Source organism: Paracoccus pantotrophus (genome assembly GCF_008824185.1).
Classification (GTDB): domain Bacteria; phylum Pseudomonadota; class Alphaproteobacteria; order Rhodobacterales; family Rhodobacteraceae; genus Paracoccus; species Paracoccus pantotrophus.
The window spans coordinates 1,965,539-1,977,036 of the sequence record NZ_CP044426.1; the positions used below are offsets into that span (position 1 = coordinate 1,965,539).

General features: G+C 66.9%; 13 protein-coding genes. 9 read left to right on the forward strand and 4 right to left on the reverse strand.

Going from position 1 to position 11,498, the window contains the following annotated elements:
- The first annotated feature begins 16 nt into the window (after positions 1-16).
- The 6 genes from ESD82_RS20225 (at position 17) to ESD82_RS21925 (ending at position 4,900) form a co-directional block, all read left to right on the forward strand.
- On the forward strand, positions 17-1,096 hold the full coding sequence (locus ESD82_RS20225; RefSeq protein WP_051481135.1) for an ABC transporter substrate-binding protein: 1,080 nt from the start codon (positions 17-19) through the stop codon (positions 1,094-1,096).
- Positions 1,097-1,268: 172 nt separating this feature from the next.
- Positions 1,269-2,210, forward strand: a complete 942-nt coding sequence (locus tag ESD82_RS20230; RefSeq protein ID WP_024845450.1) for a Bug family tripartite tricarboxylate transporter substrate binding protein — start codon at positions 1,269-1,271, stop codon at positions 2,208-2,210.
- The gene (locus ESD82_RS20235; RefSeq protein ID WP_024845451.1) at positions 2,207-2,701 is read left to right on the forward strand and encodes a tripartite tricarboxylate transporter TctB family protein; all 495 of its coding nucleotides are present in this window, start codon (positions 2,207-2,209) and stop codon (positions 2,699-2,701) included. Before ESD82_RS20230 ends, ESD82_RS20235 begins: the two co-directional genes overlap by 4 nt.
- 3 nt (positions 2,702-2,704) lie before the next feature.
- Complete coding sequence (locus ESD82_RS20240) at positions 2,705-4,222, forward strand: tripartite tricarboxylate transporter permease (protein ID WP_024845452.1); 1,518 nt, start codon at positions 2,705-2,707, stop codon at positions 4,220-4,222.
- A 145-nt stretch (positions 4,223-4,367) separates the two neighbouring features.
- Positions 4,368-4,523 (forward strand): hypothetical protein, encoded by a 156-nt coding sequence (locus ESD82_RS21920; RefSeq protein WP_167521799.1) that lies wholly within the window; start codon positions 4,368-4,370, stop codon positions 4,521-4,523.
- Positions 4,524-4,735: 212 nt separating this feature from the next.
- Positions 4,736-4,900: a hypothetical protein gene (locus tag ESD82_RS21925; RefSeq protein WP_155984378.1), complete on the forward strand. Its 165-nt coding sequence runs from the start codon at positions 4,736-4,738 to the stop codon at positions 4,898-4,900.
- Between the two features lie 66 nt (positions 4,901-4,966).
- Here the strand turns inward: ESD82_RS21925 and ESD82_RS20245 are convergent, their stop codons facing one another.
- Complete coding sequence (locus ESD82_RS20245) at positions 4,967-5,224, reverse strand: DUF1127 domain-containing protein (RefSeq protein WP_024845453.1); 258 nt, start codon at positions 5,222-5,224, stop codon at positions 4,967-4,969.
- A gap of 104 nt (positions 5,225-5,328) precedes the next feature.
- Between ESD82_RS20245 and ESD82_RS20250 the strand changes: the two genes are divergently transcribed.
- Entirely contained in the window at positions 5,329-6,213 is an 885-nt protein-coding gene (locus ESD82_RS20250) for a LysR substrate-binding domain-containing protein (RefSeq protein ID WP_147427502.1), read from the forward strand.
- On the opposite strand, the gene ESD82_RS20255 is transcribed toward ESD82_RS20250, so the two are convergent.
- Complete coding sequence (locus tag ESD82_RS20255) at positions 6,210-6,650, reverse strand: PACE efflux transporter (RefSeq protein ID WP_024845455.1); 441 nt, start codon at positions 6,648-6,650, stop codon at positions 6,210-6,212. The two genes, ESD82_RS20250 and ESD82_RS20255, sit on opposite strands and share 4 nt — an antisense overlap.
- 93 nt (positions 6,651-6,743) lie before the next feature.
- On the opposite strand from ESD82_RS20255, the gene ESD82_RS20260 reads away from it, so the two are divergent.
- Positions 6,744-7,679: a LysR family transcriptional regulator gene (locus ESD82_RS20260; RefSeq protein ID WP_024845456.1), complete on the forward strand. Its 936-nt coding sequence runs from the start codon at positions 6,744-6,746 to the stop codon at positions 7,677-7,679.
- A 43-nt stretch (positions 7,680-7,722) separates the two neighbouring features.
- Positions 7,723-8,728 (forward strand): IS630 family transposase gene (locus ESD82_RS20265; protein WP_407672819.1). Its coding sequence is split into 2 segments (ribosomal slippage): positions 7,723-8,088 and positions 8,090-8,728, totalling 1,005 coding nucleotides; the frame shifts between segments, so codons are not numbered across the junction.
- 538 nt (positions 8,729-9,266) lie between these two features.
- Here the strand turns inward: ESD82_RS20265 and ESD82_RS20280 are convergent.
- Complete coding sequence (locus ESD82_RS20280) at positions 9,267-10,142, reverse strand: LytTR family DNA-binding domain-containing protein (protein WP_147427501.1); 876 nt, start codon at positions 10,140-10,142, stop codon at positions 9,267-9,269.
- Positions 10,143-10,334: 192 nt separating this feature from the next.
- Positions 10,335-11,291: an IS5 family transposase gene (locus ESD82_RS20285; RefSeq protein WP_147427392.1), complete on the reverse strand. Its 957-nt coding sequence runs from the start codon at positions 11,289-11,291 to the stop codon at positions 10,335-10,337.
- Between the last annotated feature and the right edge of the window lie 207 nt (positions 11,292-11,498).

Sequence of the window (11,498 nt, forward strand, 5' to 3'; positions counted from 1 at the left end):
GGCAAAGTCGCCGATCATGCGCCCGCTTGCCCGCCTTTTGCCAGCCATCGCCGCCGCAGTCGCGCTGTGGCCCGGCGCGGCATCGGCGCAGCTGACGCTGTTTCCCGCCCCGCAGGGCGACGGGCGCGAGCTGTCGGTCTATTCCTCGCTCGACGACGATCTGGCCGCGCCGCTGGTCGCCGCCTTCCAGCGCATCCATCCCGGCGTCGCCGTGCGTTACGAGAACCTGCTGACGACCGAGCTGCACGACCGCATCGTCGCCGAGACGCAGGCGGGCGGCGCCACGGCGGATTTCGCCTTTTCCTCGGCCATGGACCTGCAGGTCAAGCTGGCCAATGACGGCTTCGCCCGGCCGGTCCAGACGCCGCACACGCCCGGCTGGCCGGACTGGGCGAACTGGCGCGATACCGCCTATGCGCTGACCTTCGAGCCCGCAGTCTTTGCCTATCACAAGCCCAGCTTCGCCGATCACCCGCCGCCCGCCACCCGCGCCGACCTGATGCAGTGGATGGCCGAGCACCCGGACGAGGCGCAGGGCCGGATCGGCACCTATGATGTGGCACGCTCGGGCGTGGGCTACCTGTTCCTGGCCCGCGACCAGGAGCTTTATCCGGGCATCTGGTCGGTGGTGCAGGCCATGGGCCGGGCGGGCGTGCGGCAATTCCCGACCTCGGCCGAATTGCTGGAACAGATCGCCGACGGGCGGCTGGCGGTCGGCTACAACCTGCTCGGCTCCTATGCCTCGGACTGGGCGCGCCGGCATCCCGACCTGGGGGTGATCCTGCCGCGCGACTTCACCGTGGTCGTCTCGCGCGTGGCGCTGGTGCCGGCGGCAGCGCGCCAGCCGGGGCTGGGGGCGGATTTCCTGGCCTTCCTGATGTCGCCCGAGGGGCAGGGCCTGCTGTCGCGCACCCTGCGGCTGTCGGCCGTCAGCCTGGAGGTGGCGGGCCAGCCCGGCCCGGCGGGCGGCATGCAGGATCTGGCCGGGCTGCGGCTGAAGCCGGTGCCGGTCAGCCCCGGCCTTCTGGCCTATCTGGACCAGGCGACGCGGGCCAGGCTGCTGGCGCGCTGGAACAAGGCGCTGGCCGGGGAATAATTTTCACCGCGATGTCAGGTCCATGACAGCTTTCTGTGCTGGAAAGGCACAGGGCCCGCCTGCGCGCGGGCCTGCGGAGGACGTCCGCATTCCGGGAGAGATGCGGGCCAGAGCCAGAAAAACGGATAACGGGACCGGCGCAGATGCGCCCGGTTCGATGCGGAGGAAGACCATGAAGCAATTCGTTCTCGCCAGCCTGTTCGCGGCGGCCACGGCCCTGCCGGCCATGGCCGATTACACCATCATCGCCCCGGCCAACCCCGGCGGCGGCTGGGACCAGACCGCCCGCACCATGCAGACCGTGCTGCAAGAGGAAGGCATCTCGAAATCGGTGCAGGTGCAGAACGTGCCCGGCGCCGGCGGCACCATCGGCCTGGCGCAATTCGCCAGCCAGAACAAGGGCAACCCGGACGCGCTGATCGTCGGCGGCTATGTCATGGTCGGCGCCATCCTGACCAACAATTCGCCCGTCTCGCTCAAGGACGTGACCCCCATCGCGCGGCTGACCGGCGAATACGAGGCGATCGTGGTTCCCGCCGCATCGCCCATCCAGGACATCAACGGGCTGATCGAGGCGCTGAAGGCCGATCCCGGCGCGGTCAGCTGGGCCGGCGGCTCGGCCGGCGGCACCGACCATATCGCCGTGGGCCTCATCGCCAAGGCGGCGGGCGTCGATCCGACCAGGATCAACTACATCGCCTATTCCGGCGGCGGCGAGGCGCTGGCGGCGATCCTGGGCAACCAGGTGACGGCCGGCATCTCCTCGCTGGGCGAGTTCGAGGCCCAGATCCAGGCCGGCACGCTGCGGCTGCTGGCCGTCACCTCGCCCGAGCGGCTGGAGGGCGTCGATGCGCCCACCCTGCAAGAGGCCGGGCTGGACGTGACGCTGGAAAACTGGCGCATGGTCGCCGCCGCGCCGGGCCTGTCGGACGAGCAGAAGGCCAAGGTCACCGCCGATATCGAGAAGATGGCCAAGTCGGAAAACTGGCAAAAGCAGCTTTCCGACAAGGGCTGGATGGATACCTATCTGGCCGGTCCCGAATTCGAGGCCCAGCTTGAACAGGATGTCGCCGCGACCGAGGCGATCCTCAAGGACATCGGTCTGGTGAAATGAGCGGCAATCGCCATGAACCGCCGCGCCGCCGGGATACGGCGGCGCTGGTCATCGCCGCCGGGCTGGTGGTGGTTGGGGCCGTGATGCTGTGGGACAGCGCGCGGCTGGCCGATCTGGGCGGCTATTCCGGCATCGGCCCGGCCAGTGTTCCGCGCGTCGTGGGCTTCGCACTGATCGGCCTGGCCGCCTGGACCGCCATCGAGGCCCTGCGCGGCGATTTCCCGCAGCGCCCGCCCCAGAATGCCCTGCCGATCCTGTGGATCATCGCGGGCCTGGCTTTGCAGCTGATGCTGCTGCATGCGGCGGGCTTTTCCATCGCCACGGGCATTCTCTTCGCCTTTACCGCGCGGGCCTTCGGCAAGCGCAACCTGGCGATGACCATTCCCATCGGCATCGTCTTCGCCTTCGTGGTCTGGGCGATCTTCTCGCAACTTCTGATGCTGCATTTGCCCGCCGGGCCGCTTGAGCATCTGGTCTTTCCGCGGGGCTGAGCCATGAGCGCATTCGAATTCCTGATGCAGGGGCTCGGCACCGCCGCCGACCCGATGATGCTGCTTTACGCGCTGATCGGCGTGACGCTGGGCACCGCCGTCGGCGTGCTGCCCGGCATCGGCCCGGCGCTGACCGTGGCGCTGCTGCTGCCTGTCACCTACCGGCTGGACCCGGCCGGCTCGCTCATCATGTTCGCCGGCATCTATTACGGTGGCATGTATGGCGGCTCGACCACCTCGATCCTGCTGAACACGCCGGGCGAAAGCGCCTCGATCATCACCGCGCTGGAAGGCAACAAGATGGCCCGCAAGGGCCGCGGCGGACCGGCGCTGGCCACCGCCGCCATCGGATCCTTCATCGCCGGGCTGATCGCGACGCTGCTGCTGGCCTTCCTGGCGCCCAGCATCGTCAAGCTGGCGCTGGTCTTCGGTCCGCGCGAATATTTCGCGCTGATGGTGCTGGCCTTCGTCACCGTCTCGGCCGCCTTCGGCGATTCGGCCTTGCGCGGGCTGACCTCGCTGTTCCTGGGTCTGGCGCTGGCCTGCGTCGGTATCGACCAGCTGACCGGCCAGGCGCGGCTGTCCTTCGGCATGCCCGAACTGCTGGACGGGATCGAGGTGACGACCATGGCCGTCGCCATGTTCGCCCTGGGCGAGGCGCTGTATATCGCCGGCCAGCGCGTGCAGGTCGATGACGAGGTGACGGCCGTCAAGGGCTCGGTCTGGATGAGCCGCCGCGACTGGGCGCGCTCGTGGAAGCCCTGGCTGCGCGGCACCGCCATCGGCTTTCCCATCGGCGCCATGCCGGCGGGCGGGGCCGAGATCGGCACCTTCCTGTCCTATGCCACCGAAAAGAAGCTGACCAAGCATCCCGAGGAATTCGGCAATGGCGCCATCGAGGGCGTCGCCGGCCCCGAGGCCGCGAACAACGCCAGCGCGGCCGGCACGCTGGTGCCGCTGCTGACGCTGGGCCTGCCCACCTCGGCCACGGCGGCGATCATGCTGGCGGGCTTCCAGCAGTTCGGGCTGCAGCCCGGCCCGCTGCTGTTTGCCACCAACCCGACGCTGGTCTGGGGGCTGATCGCCAGCCTGCTGATCGCGAACGCGATGCTGCTGGTGTTGAACCTGCCGCTGATCGGGCTGTGGGTGAAGCTGCTGACGGTGCCGAAGCCCTGGCTTTACGCCGGCATCCTGCTGTTCGCGACGCTGGGCACCATCGGCGCCAACCCCTCGGCCTTCGAGCTGGGGATGCTCTTGGCCTTCGGCGTGCTGGGTTATGTGATGCGGCTGTTCGGCTATCCGATCGCGCCCATCGTCGTCGGCCTGATCCTGGGCCCGATGGCCGAGCAGCAGCTGCGCCGGGCGCTGTCGATCAGCCAGGGCGACTGGACGACGCTGGTGCAATCGCCCATCGCCGCGGTGCTGCTGGGCATCGCAGCCCTGGCGCTGATCGTGCCGCTGATCCTGCGCGCCCGCGGCAAGGGCGAAATGCTGAGCCAGTTGGCCGGCGAAGAGGACTGACCCCCGCCCGGCCCGACAAGGGCCGGGCCCGCCATGTGCTGGCGTCATGGCCGCCTTGCCGTTTTGCCGCGTTGCAGAAAGGCCGGGCGAGGCCCATCTGTCTGTCATCGAAATATTCGATGAAACCTAGAAGACAGGCAGAAAAATGCACCGCGCTTATCATTCGCTCACCTCGGCCCTTTCGACCCTGCGGGCCGCCATCGCCGTCGCCTCGGCGGCCGAAGCGCATCGCCGCCCCGCCGCAGCCGACCTGCGCCGCCTGGGCATCGACGAAAAGAAATTCGCCGCGATCCATCTTTGATCCGGGCTTGGCAGGCCGCGCCTGCCCCTGCGTCGAAGCGCCCCGATGCGTTTCGGCGCTTTTGTCGGGATCCCGCCAGGCTTTTGTCTATATGGTCTGCTTCGTAGATGCGCGAATCAGTGCGCACAGGCATGCAAAGCAATGACAGGCGGCGACCGGCCCAAAGAATTCCCGCATATTCGACGGACCTGCGCGACAGCGACGGCCGCAGTATGGGTGTCCTGATCGTCTCGGTGATGGTGGCGACGCTTTCCGTCCTGGCGGGATGCCTGTTCGGAATTTGCGGCCTGGTCAGCAGCCCGGCGCTCTATGCCGGATCGGGCGTGGCGGCGGTCTTCGTCCTGGCCCTGCTGCGCTGCAAATCCGATGCGGGCTGAGCGCCGGCCCGGACATCCGGCTGCCCCGCGCGCCAAGCTTTCAAGGGCGCGCGTGGCAGGCCGGTTCTACCACAGATGACGGCGCAACGCCTCGCCGTCCTGCGAGGGGGTGGCCGCGTCGCTGCGGGTATCCGTCACGCCGATGTCGCGCAGCAGATGCTCGGGCAGATCGGCCAGCGCCCGGCGCGTCGCCGGATGGTCCAGCGCCGCCATCCGGTCCAGGCAAGGCGATAGGCTGGGCTTATCGCGCCGCAGCAGGGCGAACAGCCGCGGCAGGACCGGCAGGAAAGGGCGTTCACGGTCGCATGCAGGATGGTCGGACATTTTCAGCCCTCCTTTCGGTGTCATGGTTGATCCATGACGCGATCATGCTAGTCTGGCGCCGGTTTGACCAACAAAGCCTCGGCAAGCACCCATAAGGCAGCCTTATGTCCATCCCGCCCCTCGCCGCGCTGCGCGCCTTCGAGGCGGTGGCGCGGCACCTGAGCTTCACCCGCGCCGCCGAGGAACTGGGCATGACCCAGGCCGCCGTCAGCTACCAGATCCGCCTGCTCGAAGAACGGCTGGCGACGCCGCTGTTCCTGCGCAAGCCGCGCGGCATCGTGCTGACCGAGACCGGGGCGCTGTTCGCCCGCCCCACCATCGACGCCTTTGACATGCTGCGCGAGGCCTATGCCGACCCTTCGGCGGATTCGGTCTCGACCCTGTCGATCTCGACCGTGCCGACCTTTGCCGGGGCCTGGCTGTCGCCGCGGCTGGGCAAGTTCCAGATGAACAACCCGAACCTGGCCGTGCGGCTGGAGACTGCCGACAACCTGGTCGATTTCGGGCGCGAGGACATCACCGTGGCGATCCGCGCCGGCGACGGCAACTGGCCGGGGCTCGAGACGCATTTCCTGATGCCCATCGAATACACGCCCATGCTGTCGCCCGAACTGGCGAAAAGGCACGATCTGCACGAGCCGACCGACCTGCTGAAACTGCCGCTGCTGGACCGGGTGGACCCGAACTGGGCGGTCTGGATGCGCGAAGCGGGGGTGGATTTCTGGGAAACCCCGCCCCAGCCGGGCCTGACGCTTTCGACCGACCTGCACGAGGCGCGGGCGGCGCTGGAGGGTTACGGGGTCGCGCTGCTGACGCCGCGCTTCTTCCGTTTCGAACTGGCGACCGGAGGGCTGATCCAGCCTTTCCCGCTGGTGGCGCAGAACGGCCGCAGCTATTGGCTGGTCTATCCCAAGGGCCGCCGCAACCGGCCCAGCATCCGCAGGTTCCGCGCCTTCCTGCTGGACGAGATCGCCCGCGATCCCGGCTAGGCCGGCTGCCCGCGCGGCATGTCGGGCAGCGGAAAGATCCGGTCATAGGCGATGTTGAAGACGAAGTTGTAGACCAGATAGAAGGCCACGATGAACAGGTCCAAAAGCAGCGTCTGCCACAGCGTCATGCCCAGATACCAGGCCATCGGCGGCAACAGCATGACCAGCAGCCCGCCCTCGAACAGCACCGTATGCAGCAGCCGGTGATGCAGCGCCTTGCGGGTATGGCCATGAAGCCGCCGCATCGCATGGTCGAAGCCCAGGTTGAAGACAAAGGTCCAGACCGTCGCCAGCGTCGCCGCCCCCACCCCCACCACACCCATGTCCAGCATCGGCTTGTCGTAAAGCCAGGCCGTCGCCGGGGTGATGATCGCCAGGCCGATGGTCTCGAACATCAGCGCATGCCGCACCCGGTCGGGGAAACTGCGCATCGTCATGATCCGATTCTTTCCGTTGTTGCGTGTTGCGCCGTTTCTATCTTGATTCTCCGCAGAGCCAAGTTAGCTTCCATCTGAAAACGAGATGGATCGATGACCGTATCGCTGGACCAGCTGGAAGCCTTTGTCGCCGCCGCGCAGCACGGCTCGTTCTCGGCGGCCGGGCGGGCGCTGCGCAAGGCGCAGTCGGCGATCAGCACCCAGGTCTCGAACCTGGAGGACGACCTGGGCGTCGCGCTGTTCAGCCGCGAGGGGCGCAACCCGGTGCTGACCCCGGCGGGCGAGCGGCTGCTGGCCGAGGCCCGGGTAGTGCTGGACCGCCGCGAGCACCTGATCGGCGTCGCCGCCAGCCTGACCGCGCATGTCGAGCACCGGCTGGTCGTCGCCATCGACGAGCTTTACCCCGAACAGCCCCTGGGCACGCTTTTCGCCGATTTCGCCGCGCATTTCCCGCATGTCGAGCTGGAACTGCTGTTCCCGATGATGGAGGATGTCAGCCGGCTGGTGCTGGACGGCAAGGCCGATATCGGTGTGATGTGGCGCCAGGAAATCCTGCCGACCGAGATTGCCTTTCACACCTTGGGCTGGGTGCCCCTGAAGCTCGTTTGCGGCAAGGATCATCCGCTGGCGCATACGCTCGTCGATTGGGAAGAACTCAAGCGCCACCGCCAGTTGATGGTGGCGGTGCGCAGCGAGGGGCCGGAAAAGCAGCGCCTGCGCACGGCGGCCGAGGTCTGGTGGGTCGAAAGCCACTGGGTCATCCTGCAAATGGTCCGGCAGGGCATCGGCTGGGCGCTGGTCCCGGACCATATCATCGAGAGTTCTCCGGTCCGCGACGACCTGGTGACGCCGCCGCTGCAATTCGACGGCGCCGACTGGCCGGTGGCGCTGGAACTGGTCTGGCACAAGCAGCGCCCCAGCGGCCCAGCCGCGCGCTGGCTGCGCGCGCGCTTTGCCGCCATGCGGATCAACGGCCTGCCGGGCCCGGCCCCGTCTAGAGCAAATTTGACGAACACCGGGTCGCTTTGAGGATTCACGCGATGAACAATGTCTGATTCACTGCTCCTGTGATTTGCCAGGAGGAGATGATGACGAGGAGCCTGAGACGAGGAGCCTGAGCGGAGACCTTCGCGGTCGGGTAATTGCCGCGATCGAAGATGGGGTTTCGACGCGGGAGGCGGCACGACGCTTCCGCATCGGCATCTCGACGGCCGGGGCCTGGTATCGCCGCTATCGCGAGACCGGCGAGATGGAAGCGCGCAAGCAGGGACAGCCGTCGCGCTCGAAGCTTGATACGCACGCGGCCTTCATTCCGGGCCTCATCGAGAAGACACCGGACATCACTCTTGCTGAGATCGGCGAGCGCCTTGCTGGCGAGCGCGGCGTGCGGGTGGCGCCCTCGACGGTCTGGCTGTTTCTTGACCGGCGCGGCATCACATTCAAAAAAAGACGGCCAAAAAAAGACGGCGCATGCCTCAGAGCAGCAGCGTCCCGATGTCTTGCGCCGCCGCATAGCCTGGTTCGACGGCCAGCTCGATCTCGATCCCGAGAGGCTCATCTTCATCGATGAGACCGCGGCATCCACGAAGATGGCGCGGCTGCGAGGACGAGCGCCATGTGGCGAGCGATGCCGGGCGCCCATTCCACACGGACATTGGAAGACCACCACCTTTACCGCAGGCCTGCGGCTATCTGGCATGGCGGCACCGATGCTGCTCGATGGGCCAATGAACGGACCAGCCTTCCTCGCCTATGCCGAGCAGGTGCTCGCACCAGAGCTGCGCCCCGGTGACGTCGTGGTCATGGATGTCGTGGTCATGGATAATCTGCCCGCCCACAAGATCAGCGGCGTGCGCGACGCCATCGAAAAAGTTGGAGCACGGCTCCTGTTCCGCCCGCCATACTCGCCGGACTTTAACCCCATCGAGATGGCTTTCTCCAAGCTCAAGGCACTGCTCAGAAAGGTCGCTGCCAGAACCGTTGACGATCTCTGGTCAGCCGTCGCCGACTGTCTATCCGCCTTCACCCCCGAGGAATGCCGGAACTACTTCGAGCCCGCCGGATATGACCCGGACTAAGTCGAATCCGCTCTAGCCGGGCAAGACGGTGATGGTGCTGCTGCATGACATCGCCTTCACCTCCTGCCGGTCCGACCGCATCGTCGCGATGCGGCAGGGCCGCAGCTTCGCCGCCGAAGCCCCGACCCGGATCCTCGCCTCCGAACTGCTGGGAGAGCTTTACGAGACGCGGATCGCCATGCGCGAGATCGACGGCCTGCGGATCGCGCTTCTCTACGGCAGATCTCAAACATGCCACCGCATGTTCAGGCCGGAGCCGATGGCCGGCGATGGAAAGCCGGGGTCGCAAACCTCGGCCAGCCTTTCCCGGAACAGAGCTGGCCGATGGCCGGACCTTTTTCCCGCCCGATCATCGCCCCCACCCGGGAGACCGCGGAAACCATGGTGCTGCTGGACCCGATCACCCTGCGGGCACTCGCCGCCGACCGCAACGCCGGCCGATATGTCGCCGCGGCCGAGCTCGAGCGGGTAACGGGCGGCGGGCAAGGCAGGTGGTGTCCCCGCCAGGCCCGCGCGGGGGCGGGTCGCGCCGATCGCCTCAATCCCGGCCTCCCGCATGCAGCCCGGCCGCAAAGGCCGCCTCCAGCCGCTTGCGATGGGCCCGCGGCACGGTGACGGTGGACCCGTTCCAAAGCGTCAGCAGCAGCCTGCTGTCGGGCAGAGGCGCATGGTCGACGATGGCGTCGTAGCTGAGCCAATAGGACCGATGCACCCGCATCCCCGCATCCTCGGGCAGTTGCGAGACCGCGTCCGACAGGCGATAGCGCACCAGCACCTCCTGCTCCTTGGTAATGATACGGATGTAATGCTCCTCGGCCCGGATCAGCCGCAAGGCGGATACCGGCCAGCTGTAGCTGCCGAACCGCACCGTGCGCGGCGGGGGCGGCACCGGCGGCGGGGGTGGCTGCCGCAGCATGGGCACCGGCAGTTGATGCGCCGCGGGCCCCTGCTGCGATGTGGATGGCATCGGGGCCGGCAGTTGCGGCGCTGCCTGGAGCGCCGCTTGGGGCGCCGCCTGCGGCGGGGGCAACCACGGCCGCGCCTCGGCCGGATTGGGCGCGGCCGGTTCGGCAGGCGCTTCCGAACGGATTCGGTCCCAATGGGTCCAGCCGCTCTGGGCGAAGGCCCTGGTGCGGGGCAGCACGAAGATCGAGAACAGGATTTCCAGGTTCAGGATCACGAAGTAGATCAGGACGAATTCTTCCGTAAGCGGCTTGAAATTGGACCAGGCCGGCCCGACCATGACCAGATTGTAGACCCGCGAAAAGCCCAGCGTGGCCAGCAACGCGATCAACGTGATCAGCGGCACCGGAACGACCAGCCGCGGCCAGCGACGACAGGCCTTTTCCATCAGCAGCAGCACCGCGACCAAGACCACGTAAAAGAACAATACCATGGCCCCGAATACGATCACGAATTCCCACCACGGCGGCTGCGGTTCGATGGGAACCGGGTAAAGATAGGGATCGTCTGAACTACCGCTTCGGCTTCGCGGATTTTCGGGCAGAGGCGGTCTGACGAGGGCACGTCGACCGGGTATGCCGACGATTTCCGGGTATCGGCCCGTTCGAAGGGCCGGGATCGGCACCTGTGGGCAGACTCCACCTCATGCCAGCAGCCTTCGTCGGACGAGGAACAGGTTGCCGAGGGCGAACAGGGTGAAGAGCTGAGCACGGTTCTTTGCAAGCCCGCGGTAGCGGGTCTTGAGATACCCGAACTGCTGCTTGATTACCCGGAAGGGATGCTCGACCCGAGCGCGCACCCTGGCGATGACCCGGTTGATGTCCGCGTCGACGGGATGCAGCGCACCGCCCCTTGGCGCCTTGCGCATGACGCCCCAGAACTTGCCCGGCCCGGAGAACGCGGCCTCCCGCGCCGCGCTGACATAGCCCCTGTCCGCCCAGACTGATGTCTCCCCGCCGTGCAGGAGCGCGTCCCAGACCTGGCTGTCATGGACCTTCGCCGTCGTCGTCTCGAGGCTGTGCACGATGCCGCTGTCAGCATCGACGCCCACATGCGCCTTCATGCCGAAGTACCAGGTATTGCCCTTCTTCGTGGATGACATCTCGGGGTCGCGGGCCTTTGCCTCGTTCTTGGTCGACGAGGGCGCGTCGATGATGGTTGCGTCCACCAGTGTCCCGGAGCGCAGCGTGATCCCCTGATCGGCCAAATGGCTGTTCACCTCGGCGAACAGCTGCTCGGTCAGTCGGTGCTTCTCCAGCAGGTGGCGGAAGTTCAGGATCGTGGTCTCGTCGGGGATCCGATCGTCGCCAAGCTCGATGCCCGCGAACTGCCGCATGGCGTCGCTGTCATACAGTATCTCCTCGGCCAGCGGATCGCTCAGGGCGTACCACTGCTGCAGGAAGTAGACCCGCAGCATCGTCTCCAGCGGCATCGGGGGTCGCCCGCCCTTCGGCCCAGCCTTGGGGTAGTGCGGCTCGATCAGTGAAAGGAGGCGGCTCCACGGCACCACAGCCTCCATCTCGGCGAGGAACTTCTCCCGCCGCGTCTGCTTCTTCTTCATCGATTGGCGGAGGCCGGGAAAGGCAGGCTGCTTGGGCATCGGGGCGCATCCTCTGATGTCCCGCCCAGTCTACCTCAAGGCGCGCGAGGCGCGAGGTTTTTCAGACCTTCCATAGGTAACCAAGACGCCGGAAATCGCATAAAAAATCAGGAAATGACGGTCCGTCACTACACTCCAGCTCTGTGCCGATGTCACCGAAAGCCTACGTCCCGTCAACAGGACGACATTGATTCGAGAATCGGCCAG